Source organism: Campylobacter coli LMG 9860 (assembly GCF_000254135.1).
Classification (GTDB): Bacteria; Campylobacterota; Campylobacteria; order Campylobacterales; family Campylobacteraceae; genus Campylobacter_D; species Campylobacter_D coli.
Window position 1 is genome coordinate 19,465 of sequence record NZ_AINS01000059.1, and the last position, 18,345, is coordinate 37,809.

General features: G+C 33.3%; 21 protein-coding genes and 2 pseudogenes. 5 read left to right on the top strand and 18 right to left on the bottom strand.

From position 1 onward, the window contains the following. Positions 1-2: 2 nt before the first annotated feature. From CCO88_RS10690 to CCO88_RS10470, 3 genes and pseudogenes are all read right to left on the bottom strand, one after another. Positions 3-188: an SEL1-like repeat protein gene (locus CCO88_RS10690; protein WP_002782056.1), complete on the bottom strand. Its 186-nt coding sequence runs from the start codon at positions 186-188 to the stop codon at positions 3-5. Continuing rightward, positions 164-512 (bottom strand): annotated as a pseudogene (locus tag CCO88_RS10465) (hypothetical protein). The gene CCO88_RS10690 and the pseudogene CCO88_RS10465 overlap by 25 nt, the downstream one beginning before the upstream one ends. Next, the gene (locus CCO88_RS10470) at positions 500-754 is read right to left on the bottom strand and encodes a hypothetical protein (RefSeq protein WP_002778060.1); all 255 of its coding nucleotides are present in this window, start codon (positions 752-754) and stop codon (positions 500-502) included. Before CCO88_RS10470 ends, CCO88_RS10465 begins: the two are co-directional and overlap by 13 nt. Positions 755-861: 107 nt before the next feature. On the opposite strand from CCO88_RS10470, the gene carB reads away from it, so the two are divergent. From carB to CCO88_RS07950, 4 genes are read left to right on the top strand one after another with little or no spacing between them, the layout of a single operon-like run. Further along, positions 862-4,128, top strand: coding sequence for a carbamoyl-phosphate synthase large subunit (gene carB / locus CCO88_RS07935; protein ID WP_002840039.1), 3,267 nt, complete (start codon positions 862-864; stop codon positions 4,126-4,128). Continuing rightward, the gene (locus CCO88_RS07940) at positions 4,125-4,976 is read left to right on the top strand and encodes a DNA-methyltransferase (RefSeq protein ID WP_002782064.1); all 852 of its coding nucleotides are present in this window, start codon (positions 4,125-4,127) and stop codon (positions 4,974-4,976) included. Before carB ends, CCO88_RS07940 begins: the two co-directional genes overlap by 4 nt. Next, on the top strand, positions 4,973-5,494 hold the full coding sequence (locus tag CCO88_RS07945) for a PD-(D/E)XK nuclease superfamily protein (protein WP_002782066.1): 522 nt from the start codon (positions 4,973-4,975) through the stop codon (positions 5,492-5,494). The genes CCO88_RS07940 and CCO88_RS07945 overlap by 4 nt, the downstream gene beginning before the upstream one ends. Beyond that, complete coding sequence (locus CCO88_RS07950) at positions 5,494-5,916, top strand: Sua5/YciO/YrdC/YwlC family protein (protein WP_002778064.1); 423 nt, start codon at positions 5,494-5,496, stop codon at positions 5,914-5,916. Before CCO88_RS07945 ends, CCO88_RS07950 begins: the two co-directional genes overlap by 1 nt. Here CCO88_RS07950 and CCO88_RS07955 read toward each other — a convergent pair. Genes CCO88_RS07955 through lpxB form a run of 8 tightly spaced genes read right to left on the bottom strand, consistent with a single transcriptional unit; the run spans position 5,913 to position 13,660 of the window. Then, positions 5,913-6,899, bottom strand: coding sequence for a transaldolase (locus CCO88_RS07955; RefSeq protein WP_002778066.1), 987 nt, complete (start codon positions 6,897-6,899; stop codon positions 5,913-5,915). The two genes, CCO88_RS07950 and CCO88_RS07955, sit on opposite strands and share 4 nt — an antisense overlap. Position 6,900: 1 nt before the next feature. Next, entirely contained in the window at positions 6,901-7,524 is a 624-nt protein-coding gene (gene serB / locus CCO88_RS07960) for a phosphoserine phosphatase SerB (RefSeq protein ID WP_002778068.1), read from the bottom strand. Beyond that, positions 7,524-8,045: a chemotaxis protein CheW gene (locus CCO88_RS07965; protein ID WP_002778071.1), complete on the bottom strand. Its 522-nt coding sequence runs from the start codon at positions 8,043-8,045 to the stop codon at positions 7,524-7,526. Before CCO88_RS07965 ends, serB begins: the two co-directional genes overlap by 1 nt. 4 nt (positions 8,046-8,049) lie before the next feature. Beyond that, complete coding sequence (locus CCO88_RS07970) at positions 8,050-10,344, bottom strand: hybrid sensor histidine kinase/response regulator (RefSeq protein ID WP_002810688.1); 2,295 nt, start codon at positions 10,342-10,344, stop codon at positions 8,050-8,052. 3 nt (positions 10,345-10,347) lie between these two features. Further along, on the bottom strand, positions 10,348-11,304 hold the full coding sequence (locus CCO88_RS07975; RefSeq protein WP_002778075.1) for a chemotaxis protein: 957 nt from the start codon (positions 11,302-11,304) through the stop codon (positions 10,348-10,350). Next, the gene (locus CCO88_RS07980) at positions 11,297-12,055 is read right to left on the bottom strand and encodes a metallophosphoesterase (RefSeq protein ID WP_323321445.1); all 759 of its coding nucleotides are present in this window, start codon (positions 12,053-12,055) and stop codon (positions 11,297-11,299) included. Before CCO88_RS07980 ends, CCO88_RS07975 begins: the two co-directional genes overlap by 8 nt. A 9-nt stretch (positions 12,056-12,064) precedes the next feature. After that, on the bottom strand, positions 12,065-12,550 hold the full coding sequence (gene greA, locus CCO88_RS07985; protein WP_002778078.1) for a transcription elongation factor GreA: 486 nt from the start codon (positions 12,548-12,550) through the stop codon (positions 12,065-12,067). A gap of 18 nt (positions 12,551-12,568) precedes the next feature. Next, the gene (gene lpxB / locus CCO88_RS07990) at positions 12,569-13,660 is read right to left on the bottom strand and encodes a lipid-A-disaccharide synthase (RefSeq protein ID WP_002840043.1); all 1,092 of its coding nucleotides are present in this window, start codon (positions 13,658-13,660) and stop codon (positions 12,569-12,571) included. A gap of 147 nt (positions 13,661-13,807) precedes the next feature. On the opposite strand from lpxB, the gene zupT reads away from it, so the two are divergent. Next, complete coding sequence (gene zupT / locus CCO88_RS07995) at positions 13,808-14,683, top strand: zinc transporter ZupT (protein ID WP_002783252.1); 876 nt, start codon at positions 13,808-13,810, stop codon at positions 14,681-14,683. A gap of 53 nt (positions 14,684-14,736) precedes the next feature. Here zupT and cdtC read toward each other — a convergent pair. From cdtC to CCO88_RS08030, 7 genes and pseudogenes are all read right to left on the bottom strand, one after another. Beyond that, a pseudogene (cdtC, locus tag CCO88_RS10190) lies at positions 14,737-15,299 on the bottom strand (cytolethal distending toxin subunit Cc-CdtC). Between the two features lie 17 nt (positions 15,300-15,316). After that, positions 15,317-16,120, bottom strand: coding sequence for a cytolethal distending toxin nuclease subunit Cc-CdtB (cdtB, locus tag CCO88_RS08005; protein ID WP_002783243.1), 804 nt, complete (start codon positions 16,118-16,120; stop codon positions 15,317-15,319). A 24-nt stretch (positions 16,121-16,144) separates the two neighbouring features. After that, positions 16,145-16,921, bottom strand: coding sequence for a cytolethal distending toxin subunit Cc-CdtA (gene cdtA / locus CCO88_RS08010; protein WP_002840046.1), 777 nt, complete (start codon positions 16,919-16,921; stop codon positions 16,145-16,147). Continuing rightward, positions 16,909-17,277, bottom strand: a complete 369-nt coding sequence (locus CCO88_RS08015) for an MFS transporter (RefSeq protein ID WP_025443341.1) — start codon at positions 17,275-17,277, stop codon at positions 16,909-16,911. The genes cdtA and CCO88_RS08015 overlap by 13 nt, the downstream gene beginning before the upstream one ends. Before the next feature lie 195 nt (positions 17,278-17,472). Further along, positions 17,473-17,640, bottom strand: a complete 168-nt coding sequence (locus CCO88_RS08020) for a phosphoglycerate transporter (protein ID WP_100219628.1) — start codon at positions 17,638-17,640, stop codon at positions 17,473-17,475. Between the two features lie 149 nt (positions 17,641-17,789). Further along, positions 17,790-17,993, bottom strand: a complete 204-nt coding sequence (locus CCO88_RS08025; protein ID WP_002788016.1) for a hypothetical protein — start codon at positions 17,991-17,993, stop codon at positions 17,790-17,792. Then, positions 17,984-18,280 carry an MFS transporter gene (locus CCO88_RS08030; protein WP_170876382.1) on the bottom strand — a complete coding sequence of 99 codons (297 nt, stop codon included), beginning with the start codon at positions 18,278-18,280 and terminating at the stop codon, positions 17,984-17,986. Before CCO88_RS08030 ends, CCO88_RS08025 begins: the two co-directional genes overlap by 10 nt. Positions 18,281-18,345: the final 65 nt, after the last annotated feature.

Here is an 18,345-nt window from a genome sequence, read left to right on the forward strand (position 1 = left end):
TTCTAATCAGTATAATATCCAGCCTGACAAGATTTATAAAAAAGTTTTTGGGCTAAAATATCATTTTGATTAAATAATTCAACCCAGCCTTGCGCAAAGCACAACTTTGTATCTTTTTCACAAGCTTTAGAGCTTAATTCTTTAGCTTTGATTAAGTCTTTTTCTACCCCTTGTCCGCATGCATACATATAAGAAAGTCCCGCACAAATAGCATCATGCCTTGCTCGCAGCTTTTTTTTGGCTAGTATAATTGCTGATTTTATATCTTGTTTACTAAGCGTAGTGATATGTTCTAATAAAGCAAAACTTGAGTTTTGATCTAAAAAATATTTTAAATTGCTTTGATAAGTTTCTTCATCTAACTTTTTCAGTAATTTAAATTTTATATTGTTGATTCTCACGCAAGAGTCCAATCTCCCAAGTTTACAAGCTTTTTGGAAAAGCAATAAAGCTTTGTTTAAATCCAAAGGAAGTCTCGTGTTTGCTGCAAATTCTCTTCCTAATAAGCGCATGCGGTGGCATTATTTTCTAAGCATTGTTTTTGAAAAAGACTTAAATTACCCTCGAAAAAATATTCCCCCTTTGGAGTAAGAGCAAATTTTTCCTTTAAGGGCTGATTTAAAATTTCTTTTAAACTCTCGTCCAAGAATTGATTAATGCCTAAATTTTCTTTTATATTTTGGGGTAAATTATTTGCTAAAACGGAAAATTGACAAAAAAATATTAAAAAAACTAAAATTTTAATTTTTTTCATGAGTATTTCTTTCTTGCCTATTTTTTTTAAAATTATAACAGAATTTCAAAGTTTGTAAAACTAAAATTTGTTATAATCAGCCCAAATTTATGCTCTTAGGAAAATTCATGCCAAAACGAACAGATATTAAAAATATTTTACTTATAGGAAGTGGTCCTATCGTTATAGGTCAAGCTTGTGAATTTGATTATTCAGGAACTCAAGCAGCAAAAACTTTAAAAGAACAAGGGTATCGCGTAGTTTTAATCAATTCTAACCCAGCGACTATTATGACTGATCCTGAATTTGCTGATGCTACTTATATAGAGCCTGTAACCAAGGAAAGTATTTTAAGTATTATTAAAAAAGAGAAAATCGATGCCATTTTGCCAACCATGGGTGGACAAGTGGCTCTAAATGTAGCTATGGAAGTTTATGAAAGCGGACTTTTAGGTGATGTGAAGTTTTTGGGTGCAAACCCTGAAGCGATTAAAAAAGGCGAAGATCGTCAAGTTTTTAAAGAATGTATGAAAAAAATCGGCATGGATTTGTCAAAATCTATGTACGCGTATAATTATGATGAAGCTTTAAAAGCTGTAGATGAAATCGGCTTTCCTTTAATGATCCGTGCTTCTTATACCTTAGGTGGTGCGGGAAGCGGTGTGGTTTATAATATGGATGAATTTAAAGAACTCGCTAATGCCGCCTTAGCACTTTCGCCAATCCATGAAATTCTTATCGAAGAAAGTTTGCTTGGATGGAAAGAGTATGAAATGGAGGTTATCCGCGATAAAAATGATAATTGCATTATCGTGTGTAGTATAGAAAATCTTGATCCTATGGGAGTGCATACAGGAGATAGTATCACGGTTGCACCTGCTCTTACTTTAACTGATAAAGAATACCAAGTTATGCGTAATGCCTCTTTTGCCATTTTGCGTGAAATAGGCGTCGATACGGGCGGATCAAATGTGCAATTTGCTGTCAATCCAACAAATGGTAGAATGATAGTTATTGAAATGAATCCAAGGGTTTCAAGATCAAGCGCCCTAGCTTCTAAAGCAACGGGTTATCCTATAGCAAAGGTTGCAACACTTTTGGCGATTGGATTTAGCTTAGATGAGATAAAAAATGATATTACCGGCACTCCTGCTAGTTTTGAACCTGTGATTGATTATATTGTTACAAAAATTCCTCGTTTTACTTTTGAGAAATTCCCAGGAGCTAATACAACTTTAGGCACAGCGATGAAAAGCGTGGGTGAGGTAATGGCGATTGGCCGAACTTTTAAAGAAAGTATACAAAAAGCACTTTGTTCTTTGGAAAGAAATTTAAGTGGTTTTGATAGAGTGAAATTTGAAGATAAAAACGATCTTATCTTTAAAATTCGCAACGCTAACGAAAAGCGTTTGCTTTATGTAGCGCAAGCTTTTAGAGAGGGTTTTGATGTAAAAGAGCTTTATGAGCTTTGTAAAATTGATCCTTGGTTTTTATCCCAAATTAAAGAAATCGTAGATTTTGAAGAGCAAATTGATATGGATATCTTGCATAACAAAACCCTTTTAAGAAAAGCAAAAACTATGGGTTTTTCAGACAAGATGATCGCCTTGCTTGTGAATCTAAAAGATAATTTAGAATTAAGTCAAAATGATATCTATTATGCAAGAATGAAGCAAAAAATCATAGCAGAATTTAGCGAAGTAGATACTTGTGCAGGGGAATTTGAAGCTTTAACTCCTTATCTTTATTCTAGTATCAATGTAAGTGAACTTACTCAAAGCAAAAATGAAGCAAGAGATAAAAAAGAAAAAAAAGTGATGATTATAGGCGGGGGGCCAAATCGTATAGGACAAGGGATAGAATTTGACTATGCTTGTGTGCATGCTTCTTTTGCATTAAAGGATTTAGGCGTAAAAACTATTATGTATAATTGCAATCCAGAAACCGTTTCTACAGATTATGATACGAGTGATATTTTGTATTTTGAACCTATTGATTTTGAGCATTTGCGTGGTGTAATTGAACGCGAAAAGCCAGATGGAGTTATAGTGCATTTTGGTGGTCAAACTCCGCTTAAATTTGCTAAACGCTTGAGTGCTTTTGGGGCTAAAATCATAGGCACAAGCGCAAGAGTGATCGATATGGCAGAAGATAGAAAGAAATTTGCTGAATTTATTACAAAACTTGGTATCAATCAACCTAAAAATTCTACCGCTACAAGCGTAGAAGAAGCGGTTTTAAAAGCGAGCGAGATAGGTTATCCTGTACTTGTAAGACCAAGTTATGTTTTAGGCGGAAGAGCTATGCGTGTGGTTACTGATGAGAGTGAACTTAGACTTTATATGCAAGAAGCTGTGGATGTAAGCGATAAAAGTCCTGTTTTGATCGATCAGTATTTAGATAATGCGACTGAAATCGATGTTGATGCTATCAGTGATGGTAAAGATGTTTATGTAGCAGGAATTATGGAGCATATTGAAGAAGCAGGAATTCATTCAGGTGATAGCGCATGTTCTTTGCCACCTTGCAATATTGATGAAAAAATGCAAGAACAAATCGTACAAAAAACCGCAGATATTGCTTTAAATTTAGGCGTTGTAGGACTTTTAAATATACAATTTGCAATTTACAATAACGAACTTTATATGATAGAAGTAAATCCTAGAGCAAGTCGTACCGTACCTTTTGTAAGCAAAGCTACAGGTATACCTTTGGCAAAAGTTGCAACACGCGTAATGTGGCAGGGGAATTTAAAAGAAGCTTTAAAATTTTATGATGCTTTTGGTGTGGTGAATTTTGACAATGCGATTTTGCGTCCTAAGCCTTCAAAATATATCAGCGTAAAAGAAGCGGTATTTCCTTTTGCTAAGCTTAGTGGAAGTGATTTAGAGCTAGGACCTGAGATGAGATCAACAGGTGAGGTTATGGGCATAAGTAAGGATTTTGCCAATTCTTACGCGAAAAGTCAAATTTCATCTTTTAATCATTTGCCAGAAAGTGGAGTGGTTTTCATTTCTTTAAAAGAAAAAGATAAAAAGTATGCTAAAAAACTTGCGAGTGAATACTCTAAATTAGGTTTTAAACTAATGGCTACAAGTGGAACTTGTAAAGAAATTGTAGAAAATGGTTTTGAGTGTGAGCTTGTACATAAAATTTCAGAAGGGCGTCCAAATGTGGAAGACAAGCTGAAAAATGGAGAAATTCAGCTAGTGATAAATACAAGTGATAGTCATACTTTTGCAGGGGATACGAAAAAAATTCGTGAAAATATTATCCGTTTTAAAATCCCTTATTTTACAAATTTGCGTTCAGCTCTTGCGGGTGCAAAATCGATTAAAGCGATACAAAATCAAAGTTATTTAGAAGTTAAAAGCCTGCAGGAGTGGCTTAAGTGAATTTAAAAGAAAAACCTATTTTTATCAGCAAAGATAAAAATTTTACCCTTTATCAAAATGATTGCAATAAATTATTGCCTAAATTTGAAAAACAATTTGATTTGATTTTTGCTGATCCGCCTTATTTCCTTTCAAATGATGGATTAAGTATTCAAAATGGTAAAATAGTTAGTGTAAATAAAGGAAACTGGGATAAGGGTGACGATATTGAAAAAATAGATAAATTTAATTTAAAATGGCTATCTAATGCAAAAATAGCGCTAAAAGATACTGGAAGTATTTTGATTAGTGGGACTTACCATAATGTTTTCTCACTTGGTAGAATTTTACAAAAACTTGATTTTAAAATTTTAAATATCATTACTTGGCAAAAAACAAATCCTCCACCAAATTTTAGCTGCCGCTATCTTACGCATTCTACAGAGCAAATTATTTGGGCTAGAAAAAGTTATAAACACAAGCATATTTTTAATTATGAAATTTTAAAACTTTTAAACAGTAATAAACAAATGCGTGATGTTTGGGCTTTTAATGCTATTGCTCCTTGGGAAAAAACAAATGGAAAACACCCCACACAAAAACCTTTGGCTTTACTTACTAGACTTATTTTAATGGCAAGCGATGAAAGCTCATTAATCTGCGATCCTTTTAGTGGAAGCTCAACTACAGGCATTGCAGCAAATTTATTAAATAGACAATTTATAGGTTTTGAGAAAGAAAATGAATTTATCAACATATCAATAGCTAGAAAGAAAGAACTAGAAAATAATTTTAATACTATTAAAAATAAAATTAATGATTTAAAATTATTAAATAAAAACAGTTTATTTCAAGGAGGTTATTTATGATTACGGGCGGAAGTGGCGGAAGCAATACTCGAACTGGATTAGTATTTGAGGGACAAGTGGATTTAGCAACTTTTTTGTCGCAACAAAATGGTTATACTCTTAATGAAAAACAAGAAGTCTTTTTTAATAATGAAAAAGTAGCAAGAATTTTTAAAAAATACAAACTTTATGAATTTTTAGAAGAGTTGAAGATTAATTGGAAAGAGTGTATTTCTAAAAAACTTTTGCCAGATGATAGTATCTATGTAATTATTAACAATACTTTGCATATTATTGAGTGTAAATTTCAAAGTGTGGCTGGATCTGTAGATGAGAAACTACAGACTTGTGATTTTAAGAAAAAGCAATACCAAAAACTATTTTCTAGGGCAAATATCGAAGTAGAATATATTTATCTTTTAAATGATTGGTTTAGGAAACCTGAATATAAAGATGTTCTAGACTATATTATTAGTGTACGCTGTCAATATTATTTTGAGTATATTCCTTTACAAAAATTAGGCTTGCCAGTTCCTTGATGATTTATCTAGCGCAAACAGATACTACAGCAGGATTTTTAAGTAAAAATTTAGAAGAAATCAATGCTTTAAAAGGCAGGGCTAAAGATCAGCCCTGCTTGATCACTTCTGCAAAATTTGACGAGTTAAAAAAAATCGTAAGAGTTCCAAATCAATTTAAAAATTGGGTGCGTCGTGCCAAAAAAACAACTTTTATTTATCCAAACAATCAAGCAGTAAGAATTGTCAAAGATTGCAAACACGCACAATTCTTAGAAAAAATGGGTTGTTTTTATTCAAGTTCTGCAAACAAGCACGGACAAAAATTTGATGAGCTTTGGGCTAGAAGTGTCGCAGATGTTGTGGTTGATGAGATATTTGTTGAAAATACCCCATCAAAAATAATAAAACTTCATCGTAAGAAGCTTAAAAAAATTCGTTAGTTTAGTGCTTGTAAAATTTCTTCAAAAGCTATGCAAAATTGCTCTAAACCATCTTTTAGTAATTCATCACAAGCTTTTTCTCTTTCATTTTGTGAAATAATAGCATTAAGTTGTGTGTAAATTTCAAAATTCATTAAAGGTTTTTTAAATTCAATTTCGGTTTTAAATGCATTGATAGCATCTAGTGGGGCAGTATTTATGCTATTTTCAAAAAGAAGTTCTTTGATATAATAATCTTTTGGTAAATCATCGCCTTTTACACCCGTGCTTGCAAATAAAGCTCGGATATTAGGTTCGTTTTTGGAGATGATATTATTATAGGCTAAATTTGCATTTAAAATTCCTATACGATTTTGTTCTTTTGCTTTAGAATTTAAAAGTCTATCAAAACGACTTACAAAGATGCTTATAACAGCTTGCGGAGTTCTTAAGTGAGTATTTTTTCCTTGCAAGGCTATATTGTTTTTTCTAAATTCAATCAAACCTGCATTTAAAGCTTCAAAGCATTTTTGGCTTTGCTCTAAAGAAAAAATTAAAGTAGCATTTACGCTGATGCCATTTTTCATCAATTCATACATTACTTCATAAGAAGCATTGGTTGCTGGAACTTTAATCATCACATTGTCTTTACCAATGGCACTATAAAGTTTTTTTGCTTCGCCCAAACTTAAGCTTGTATTATCATAAAATCTCGGATCGATTTCAAGACTTATAAAACCATCATTTCCCGTGTGATATAAAGGAGCAAGCTTGTCTGCTGCTTTTTGTATGTCAGCAATAGCAAGTTCTTCATAAATTTCTTTTGCCTTTTTTCCTTTTAATTTGGCTATTTTTTCTTTGTAGATAGGCGAATTTAAAATAGCATTTTTAAAAATAGCGGGATTTGAAGTTGCTCCATTGACACCGCGAGATAGTAAATTTAAAAAATCATCATCTAAAAAACTATTTTCTATAAAATCACACCAAAGAGAAAATTTTTTCATCTTATATTACCTTTATTATTTCTTTCAAGTCTTTATTGTCTACGCAAATATCTGCTTTTGATCGCAAAATTTCTTTAGCACAAAATGCGACTTTTAAACCGCTTTCATTAAACATAGCGATATCGTTTGCTCCATCGCCCACACACATGACTTCATGAGTTTGCAAATTTAAAAAGTTCTTGAGGCGTTGCAGCATTAAACCCTTTGAATTTGAAAACATCATTTCTCCGCCCACTAGTCCTGATAAAGTATTATTTTTATGATGTAGATAATTTGCAAAGCCTAAATTTACTTTTAGTTTTTTCATAGCAGGATCAATACCTTCATGAAAACCCCCACTAAAAATAACAACAAAAATATTTTTAGAATTTAAAAATTCAATAAGCTCATAAGCTCCATTCATCAATGGAAGATCTTGTCCTATTTTAAGAACAAGATCATAAGGCATTCCCTTTAGAAAACTGACACGCTCTTGCAGACTTTCAAAAAAATCAAGTTCACCCGCCATAGCGCGATGAGTGATATCCACCACTTCTTTTTCTTTGTCGTAAGCCTTAGCTAATATATCAATAGTTTCTCCATCCATCAAAGTGGAATCAAAATCAAAAACACAAAGTTTTATCATTAAAATTCACGCTTAAGTAAGGCTTCAACTTTAAGTATGGTAAGGATATTTTCATCTCTTTTGCCTATACCATAGATCATACCCTTATCTTTTACCAAAGTTTCAGGTGGCGGATCGATACGGTTTCTATGGATTTTGATAGCCTCGGTTAGTCTATCTATTACAAAGCCCGCATTTCCTCCAACACCACTTCCATTGGATTCGCCTCTTAAAACAATATAACGAGTTTGAGGAGTCATTTTAGAACTTCCTAGATTAAAACGCTGTGCCAAATCAATTAATGGCATAACATTTCCACGCATATTAAATACACCCAAAACATAATCAGGAACGCTTGGAACCCTTGTATATTCTATAGGTTTGATGATTTCTTGTATGTTAAGAATTGGAATAGCATATTCCTCATCTCCTACGACAAAACCTACAAGTTGTATGATATCATCTTCTTTTTGATCACCAACAGGACCAGCTATCTGAGTTTGCTGCTTTTGCAATATTTGCTCTAATTTTTCATTACTCATATTCTTATCCTAGTTTCAAATTTTTTCTAACCACATTTTCCAAATATTCTGGAGAATAAGGTTTGGTAATGTATTCCGTCATACCTACTTCAACACCTCTTAGACGATCAGTTTTGCTTGTTCTTGAAGTAACTGCAATGAGCGGTAAATTGCGATATTTAGAATATTTTCTAATTTCACCCGCTAAGGTATAACCATCCATTCTTGGCATCTCGATATCAATTAATATCGCATCAATATCATGATCGCCCGATTTTATAATATTTAATGCTTCAACGCCATTGGTAGCTTCAATAAGACTAACTCCTAGCGGTTCTAAAGCTTTTTGCATTAAAGTTCTATCCATTTTAGAATCATCAACGATTAAGACCTTGTAATCACTTGGTTTTTCTTTTGGTTTTTTAGCACTTGATTCTAATTGCGCTTTAATATCAACTTTTATTTCTTTTGCCATATCCATCATAGCGCCTACATCAATGATTAATGTCACCCTACCATCACCACGGATTGTAGCTCCTGCTATACCTTGGATATTTTGTAAATAATCACCCATGGATTTAATAACTATTTCTTCTTGTCCTACAAGAGTATCTACTATAATACCAAGCTTGCTTTCTGCTACCCCTATAACAACGACATAAGTTTGATCACCGCTTTCAAGCACTTGTTTAACTCCAAAGACATCAGAAAGTCTTACAAGAGAAAGTACTTCATCTCTAAGGCGCAATACATTTTTGCCTTCAATAGTGTAAATATCATCAATTGGCACTCTAACTGTTTCAAGAACGCTTGCAAGTGGAATTGCATAGAATTCCTCTTGAGTTCCTACAAGTAAAGATTGAATGATTGCCAAGGTAAGAGGAATTTTAAGTTTAAACGAACTTCCTTTACCTAACTCACTATCAATTTCAATTACCCCATTAAGTTTTTCGATGTTGGTTTTAACAACATCCATTCCTACGCCACGACCTGAAACATTTGTTACTTTAGCCGCAGTTGAAAAACCAGGCTTGAAAATCAAAGCAAAAGCTTCTTTGTCTGTCATTTGATCTGCTTCTCTTTCGGTAATCAAATTCTTTTCTATAGCTTTAGCTTTTAGGCCATTTGCATCAAGTCCCTTACCATCATCGGTAATTTCTACAACTATATGGTTTCCTTCATTGTAAGCTTTAAGTTGGACTATACCTTTTTCAGGTTTTCCATTCGCTGCACGAGTTGCTGGATCCTCAACACCATGATCACATGAATTTCTAATCATATGCATGATAGGATCGCCAATTTCCTCTACGATAGATTTATCAAGTTCAGTTTCTTCACCTGTAATTTCAAGTTCTATTTGCTTTCCTAATTCACGACTTAAATCACGAACAACTCTTGGGAATTTATTGAAAACTTTTGCTATAGGTTGCATTCTTGTTTTCATCACAGCAAGCTGAACATCAGTTGTAATAATACTTAATTGACTTACAACCTGATTAAGTTCTTCAAGGAATTTTTCTCCTTCATAACGCTCTTCAACATCATCGTAAATTTTAAGCAAACGGTTTTTGCCTAAAACAAGCTCCCCAATTAGATTCATTAAGTGATCTAATCTTTTTACTTCAACGCGTATGGTTTGATCCATACTGCCTCCACCGCCTCCACTAGCAGGAACTTTTTTCTCCATATTTTCAGCTTTTGGTGTGCTTGCTGCTGGTTTAGAAGTTGTAGAAGCTGCAGTATTTTGCTTTTTCTGAGCACGACGTGCTTGATCTTCTGCTTTCCTAGCCTTTAGTAATCTTTCTATTTCGGCTTCAACTTCAGAATCGCTTAATTGATTAACATCTACTTCAGGTTCTGGTGTAGGAGCTGGTTCTTCCTTTTGAGGAGCTTCTACAGGAGTTTCATTTTCAACGCCATTTGGAGATTCTCCTTCTGATATAGCTGTTAATCTTGCACAAATTGGTTCTATATCCATTCCTATAGCTGTATCATTGCCGTTATCGCGTATAGAGTTAAGTAAGGTTTTCATTCTATCGATGGATTCTAAAACAACATCCATAATATCTGGAGTGATTTTTAATTCTCCATGTCTTGCTTTGTTTAAAACATCTTCCATATGATGTGTTAATTTTGTTAAAACATCAAAATTTAAAAAGCTTGAAGAGCCTTTTACAGTGTGTGCTACACGGAAAATTCTGTTTAATAATTCTAAGTCTTCTGGATTTGTTTCAAGCTCCACTAAATCATGGTCGATTTGCTCAACTAGCTCAAAAGCTTCAACCAAAAAGTCTTCAAGTATTTCTTGCATATCTTCCATATTTTACCCCTGTTCTTGAGATTGGTGTTTTTTGATGACTTTAGCAATTTCATTGAAGAAATCACTTGCATTAAATTTAACCAAATAGCTTTCACCACCGGCTTCATGAACACCTTTTTCATTCATAAATTCGTTAGATAAAGATGAGTTAAAGACTATAGGAATATCTTTAAATCTTGCATCTTCTTTGATGCGTGCAGCAAAATGAAATCCATCCATTTGAGGCATTTCAACATCACTTACGATAATTTTTAATACAGAGCTTAAGTTTTCTCCATAAACTTGACTGAGTTCTTCAAGTTTATTTAAGCCTTCAACTCCGTCTTTAGCTTCAATTACTTGGAAGCCCATTTGTTGCATCATTTCTTTAACGCGTTTTCTAGCTGTCATACTATCATCTAAAATAAGTGCTGATCCGCTGAATTTTTCAATTTTACTAAAATCTATATCGGTTTTAGGAGAGTAAATTCCTAAATCTTCAACAACACTTTCCAAATCAAGTATCAAAAGAACTTCATCATTTTCTATACGAGTGACACCTGTAATTTTTCCTTTATCTAAGGCACCTGAACCTGTAGAGAAAGTAGCTGGTTCTATATCTTTCCAATTGATACGGCGAATTCTTTTAGCTTCATGTACTATAAAGCCTATAAGAATATTACTAAATTCAGTGATAATAACTCTAGGTTTTAGCATAGTACTTTCTGGCTCGGTGATTTGCATCCATTTAGCAAGATTTACTACCGGTATAACTACGCCTCGAAGATCGAAAATTCCTTCGATATAATCAGGCACACCAGGAAGTTCTGTGAGGCTTGGAATTTTGATAATTTCTCTAACCTTAGAGACATTTACCCCATAAATTCCCTCATAGACTTTATCGTGTCCTTGCTTAAAGATACGGAAATCGACAAGCTCCATTTCATTTGAACCCGTTTTCACGATATTTTCATCAAACATTTTGACCCCTCAATTTCTGTTCTCGAAATTTGATTTCTTGACAGCATTCTACTACAAAAAAACTTCTCTCATATGCAAAACTAGCTAAGTTGAAATATTTAACATCTTTTTCATCTAATATTAAATTTTGATGATAATGCCCTTCACATACCCAAAAGCCTAAATTTTCATATTTTTTATATCTTTCTTTGGCTAAATTTTTAAAATTTTCAATTTTATAAAAAAGATTTTTTTTATTTTGATTTTTAAGAATTTTATTTGAGATAGAATTGAAACTTATTTGATTTAAAAAATTTAAAAATACTAGCAAGTAATGGTTTCTTAAGCTTTTAAGAGCAAATTGCAAAGGTGGAGATAAAAAAATATCCCCATGAGCTAGAGTGATAAAAGAATTTTTAAAATCGGTATTTTTACCTTTACTTGTATGTAAATTAAGTTTTAAGGGTTGTTCTTGTAGATTAAAAATTTTAACCCTTTGAAAAAAACGAGCGAGATTAAAATCATGATTTCCTTCAAGATAAATAATTTCCATTTTTAAAGCAAGTTCTTCAAGAAGTTTAATATAGGGTTTCGCAAATTCATGCGTAGCAGAGATTTCACCTATAAGTAAGTCAAAAATATCTCCCATTAAAATGAGTTGAGGTGTGGTAATTTCACTCCTTTTTAAAGCTTGTAAAAATTCCCAAAAGCCTCTTCTTTTATCATTTTCATGAGCATCTGCGATTAAAATCGCTCCATTTTGTAGTAAAATTTTCTATCCTTAAAATTTTAAAGGTTCATAGTTGATAGAGATAATTTCAAATTCGCTTTCTCCTTTTGGTAAACGCACTTTAAATTCATCTCCCTCTTTTTTACCAAGCATAGCCTTTGCAATAGGTGAAGCAATAGAAATATAACCCTTATCCAAATTTCCCTCACAAATACCTACTAGGGTATATTTGCTTTCTTTTTCAGTATCTAAATCCATAATCACCACAGAAGATCCAAATTTAACGCTATCATGTTCATAGCTTGAAGGATCGATGATCTGTGCTCTTGCGATTAAATCGCTAAGTTCTGCGATACGACTTTCTATCAAGGCTTGTTTTTCTCTTGCGGCATGGTATTCTGCATTTTCTTTTAAATCCCCATGACTTCTTGCGGTGTCGATTTCTATCACAACAGCAGGGCGTTGGTTATCTTTTAAATCTTTTAATTCAGCGCTTAATTTATCATAGCCAAATTGGCTCATCGGTTCTTTTTGCATTTATATATCCTTAATTATTTATTGATTTAATATTTTAGCGAGATTTTTCGCACTTCCAAATTTTAAATATTCTTTTAGAAAATGTACTTTATCAAAAAATGCCTTATAATCATATTTATTATAAGCTTCATAAAGGTTTAAAACATTGACTTCATCTTGTAAAAATTCAGGATTTAAAGCTTCTTTTCCAGCAAAATCACAAAAAATATTTGCAAGCCCAATGTGTTTTAATTTTACAAAAAGTCTTGCGATAAATATATCAATAGTCTTTGCTTTATAAGCAAGCACAAAAGGAGTTCCTACCAAAGCTGCTTCTAGGGTAGCAGTTCCACTACAAATAAAAGCAAAATCAGCTTTTTTAAGCACTTGGGGTGTATTGCTTTGTATTTTAAAATCCTTTACATCGCCATAAATTTCTAATCTTTCGAGATTAAAAGGTGGCACACAAAGGATTTTTTCTCCTTCAAATTTGCGTGATAATTCTCTAAAAACAGGCATTAAACGCTTGATTTCACTGCGTCTTGAGCCTGGTAAAAACGCTATAGTCTTTTCACTTTCGTTTTTGCTAAGTAAAATTTTAATATCGTTTTCATTTTTAAAATCTTTAATTTCATCCAAAAGAGGATGTCCTACATATATGCTTTTACTAAAAAATTGCTCATCAAAAGGCAAGATAGAGACTAAAACATCAAAATGGCTTTCTATAATAGGAATGCGCCCTTTTTTCCAAGCCCAAACTTGAGGCAAGATATAATAAATTCTTTTTGTTTTTGAATTTGCTTTTTTTAAAGCTTTAGCAAAAGGGATATTAAAAGCGGGAGAGTCAATACATAAAACCGCGTCTATTGTTTGATTTAAAGTCAAATTTACCAATTCTTTAATTGCTTTTTTTGCTTTAAAAATCAAAGGTAAAATTTCTACAAAACCCATGGCACTAAATTCATGCGAGCTATAAAGTGGCGTAGAATTTAGGGCAAATTCTTTGCATAAATTTTCATCATAAATTCCATCAAGTTTAAATTCGCCAAATTCTTCTTTATAAGCTTTTAAAACTTCTTTTAAATGTAGGTTTGCCGAAGGTTCTAAGGCACATACTAAAAGATTTTTCATTTTCACTCTCTATACAATTTTTAAAGTAAAATAATATCTAAATTTTTCTTAGCATTTGTTAGTTTTTATTGTTTTAAGTTTAATAATAATTAATAAAAATTATTATTAAATAAAATTTATTTACTGATTTTTGCTATAATGCTTTTTATGGAATTTACATTAGAACAAATTTTAGTAGCGATGGCTTTGACCATCCTTGCCGGACTTTCAACCGCTATTGGTTCTGTGATAGCATTTTTTAGCAGAAATGACAATCTTAGAATTCTTTCTTTTGGCCTTGGTTTTTCTGCTGGAGTGATGATATATATCTCTTTTATGGAAATTTTACCCTCTGCTTTTACAGATTTTAAAAAATACTATAATTCGAACTATGGAGAACTTTTAGCACTTTTGTGTTTTTTCGGTGGAATTTTTTTATCAGCCATCATCGATAAATTTATCCCAGAAGATGTCAACCCTCACGATCCTAAAGAAGATCTAAGTGAGCTTAAAATTTGCCCCTTGCCTCAAAAAAATGAAAAAGCACCCGCTTTTCATGCAGGTGAACCTTTAAAAAAGATCAATGTAAAGGCATTGAAAAGAACAGGGATATTTACTGCACTTGCCATAGCGATACATAATTTTCCTGAGGGTTTTGCGACTTTTATCTCAAGCCTTGATAATCTTAGCTTTGGTGTGGCTATCGCTGTGGCTGTAGCTATACACAATATCCCTGAAGGAATGGCAGTTTCTTTACCGATTTATCATGCTACAAAGGATAAGAAAAAAGCCTTTATTTACTCTGCACTTTCGGGTGTAGCCGAGCCTATGGGAGCGATTGTGGGAGCGTTTTTGATCTTGCCTATCATGAATGAGCTTACTTTAGCCATCACCTTTGCTGTAGTGGCTGGGATCATGGTGTTTATCTCTTTTGATGAGTTATTGCCTGCGGCAAAGACTTATGATAAAGCCCACGATAGCCTTTATGGACTTGTTTTAGGAATGGCGGTAATGGCGGTGAGTTTGATTTTGTTAAATCCTTGAGTTAAATCAAGTTATAAACCAAGCCATGAAAGCTTGGTTTTGTTAGAAAAGTGTTAGTAAATTGCACTTGCTTCGATTATAGCAGGGGAGAAAAAGAAAAGTTTGCTTAATACAGTTACGATAGAACGATCCAAAAGGCATTCTCCTAAACCAAAGCGATTTTCTATGGCGATACTAGAGTCAGGAAAAGTGCTCATGCATTGATTGCCACCATTGGTTAAAGATCTAATTTGTATAGAACCATTTGTCATTGGTATGATAGAAAAATAGTCTGCATTGTTCCATCTTGCAAATCTTGTTTGCAAGATTTGGTGCCAAAACTTTTTTCACTTAAAACAGCTAGGCATATATCATCGCCCCTAGGGCTTATAAACTGAACATAGCCAAAAGGCAAATCTTTTGCGTGCATATCCCTAGCTTTTAGCTCATCATTTGTTACAATCTCTTTTAAAAACCAATTTTGATCTTCTAACCTTTTTGAAGTTTTTCTAAAAGGACTTAAAGAAATTCCTGTTTCTAAAGATCTTATAGCAAACATAGGAGTAAAGTCTGCTAATTCATCCAAGCTAGGCTCTGCTTTCAAAAAGCTCAAAAGGGCAAAAAATAAAATAAAAATTTTTTCATATTAAGCTCCTAAGGTCTTCTAAAATTTACAGGAAAATGATCTGAAGCCAAAAAGGTTCTTAATCCTGCTAAAGCTAAAATCGCAACTATCGGTGGTGGGTTGTATAAAGCTGCAGTGTTGGAATTTCCAGTGATAGCATAATCAATCGTTCTTCCACTTGTTTGCGTAGAAGAAGGCGGAACAACTACGCGAGTGCGCGCTCTTAAGTCAGGATCTAGCAAGGTTACTAAGGCGCCTGATTCTCTATTAAAATCGCCTAAAATCATCCAATTAATATCAGGTCTATTTCTAAAAAACATATCCACAGCAGCGACAATGGCTCCTGCGTCATTTCCCCCACTTGCTAGAGCGTGTATATTGAAAAAAGCATCATTGCCTATGCGTATGCCTATAATAGGTCTTGAAGCAACTGTTGGAGGGGGTAAAACAAAAACTTCATCCGCTTGCACTCTGCTAACGATAGCTAAATTCACACGATTTGCTCCTACATCCACTCTAGAATAATATATATAAACAGAGCTAGGTCTTGATACAGAGCCTAAATTCCATATGTATTCATGTATAGGAATACCCACGCCCACGGGTTGTACCTGTCTAGGAGTCATCATAGCTGTACTAGGTAAAACCCCCGCTTCTTGAACAGCTAAAACATCCATAGGATTTGCACCGGTTATGAGTTGTCTTATACTAACATTCCATTTGCTTTCAGTTGCAGCTGATGAGCCTTGCAAATTCCAAGTTCCGGTGTTGTAATTTTCTAAAGCGGCAAATAATACATTAAAACTTAAAATCAAAAATACTATTTTTTTCATTATCTTCCTTTCATAGCGAAAAAATTAAATAGGAGCGCCTATATACCACTGTCTATCCAAATTCTTTTCTTTTTCTTTCAAACAATCGGTTAAATAAATATTATAAAAGCTCAAATTAAATTCTTCCATTACATTTGAAACAGGTGTTTGTATACATTGTTGGGTGGCAAAATTTTGAATTTGATAAGCTCCATTAGTCATCGGATAAAGTCTCCAAAACTGCGCAAAATTTGTTTGATCACAAGGATAATGAACGATGCCATTTCTATAGGCGTTTAAGCAAGTAAATGTTTTTGCATTTTTAATCATTACTGTATTGTTTGGAAATTCAATAAGCTGCCAAGCTCTTGCATCTCCAAAAGGTCTACTAGCAAATAAACTATATCCCCATATCCAATTGCCAGGATTTAAAGCCCAGATTGTTAAAGATGCTCCATTGGGATTCATAATAGTGACAAAATCACTTACCATACCTGTGTTTTCGTATAAAGCATTTGAAGCAAATTCGTTTGGAGATTTTAGCCTTGGCAATGGACCTTTGACGGCATTATCTCCTTTAAAGGTATTAGGAGTGATTACAGGTGGGACAAGTGGTATGGCGGGAAATTTTTTACCTTCTACCAAGCTTGGTGTTTTTTGTTTGATAGGGGGTGTAGGTTTTGAACCAAGTTTTAAAGGATCGTTATCGTTAAATTTACCATAAGATCTTCCTAAAGGATTGATTTGTTGTTCTTTTGAAGAACAAGCTGAAAAAATGATTGTTACAATCAAAAACATTAGGCTTAATTTTATTTTTTGCATATATCCTCTTTTTTCTTAGCACCAAAATGACACAAGATAGAGCAAAGTATACAAGCACTAAGGAGCATGATAAGACCAGCATTCCAACTACCATAGTAATCCACAGCCCAGCCTATAGCTTTTGTTCCAAGTGAAGCGCCGACTACATAACTCATAAAGCCACGAAATCCTACACAAGATCCTACTGCAAAAGCAGGAACGACTTCCATAGTTTGCACACTTGCTAAAAATTGTGGTATATAGACTAAACACCCCGCCATAGCTGCAAAGAAAATAACCATATAAAGATTATTTGAAGTAAAATATCCAATAATCATAAAGAAAATAATCACCATAGCACCTATAGCAGGAGGCATTCTATAGCCTTTAAAAATTTTATCTGAAATATATCCTGCAAGTAAAGTAGAAGGTATAGCAGCCTATTCAAAAAGCCAAAAGGCAATACCCATTTGTTCTTTATTAAAGCCTTTTGTTTCTAGCAAGTAAATAGGAAGCCAAGAAATAAGCCTAAAACGCACCATATAAACAAAAGTATCCATCCAAGCCACATACTAAGCATTTTTGTTTTTAAGTACATAATGATAAAAAATTTCAAAACTGCTTAAATTTGGAGTTTCTATAGCTTTGATTTCTTCTGTTTTAATCCCTCGCATTTCATTGATTTCAGTAATATCAACCAAACCTTCATTTTTAGGACTTCCTTTGACTGCATAAAGCACATAAAGGCTAATAAGCACAGCACAAAAAGCAGGAACATAAAAATGATTGATATGCTAATGTGTTTCATTAAAATCTGCCAAGCTTACGCCTAAAAATGCTGCTAAAGCAAATCCAGAAAGCGACACTATAGGAGCGATTATACCTCCTCCTAAATTGTGCGAGATATTCCAAATAGCTGTATAAATTCCCCGCTCTTTTTAGGATACCAGTTTGCAAGAGTGATAAAAGAAGGACCTACCCCCATACCTTGAAAAACCCCAAGCGCGATAACAAAACCTACATAAGCGTAAAAAGAATTTGAAAAACCAAGTAAAACATTTACAAGAGCACATAAAATAAGACCTAAAGCCATGTATTTTTAGGATCAGCTTTATCACTAAGTACGCTCATTGCGCCTTTGCTAATTCCATAGGCTATAAGCATGGAACCTGTGATTGTCCCGATATCTGACTTGCTAAGTTCGAGTTGATTTTGTATAAATGGAGTTGAAAGAGTGATATTGTTTCGTACAAGATAATATCCCATATATCCTATAAAAACTCCACTTAAACTCCAAGCTCTCATCTTGTAGTATCTGGGTAAAATTTCTTCTTTAGGAAATTTTATAGCTTTTACTTTTGGTTTAAAAAAATCAAACATGCATGCTCCGCCTCCCTTTTTTGTAATTTATTATGTAAATATATTAATAAATATTAAATAAAAAT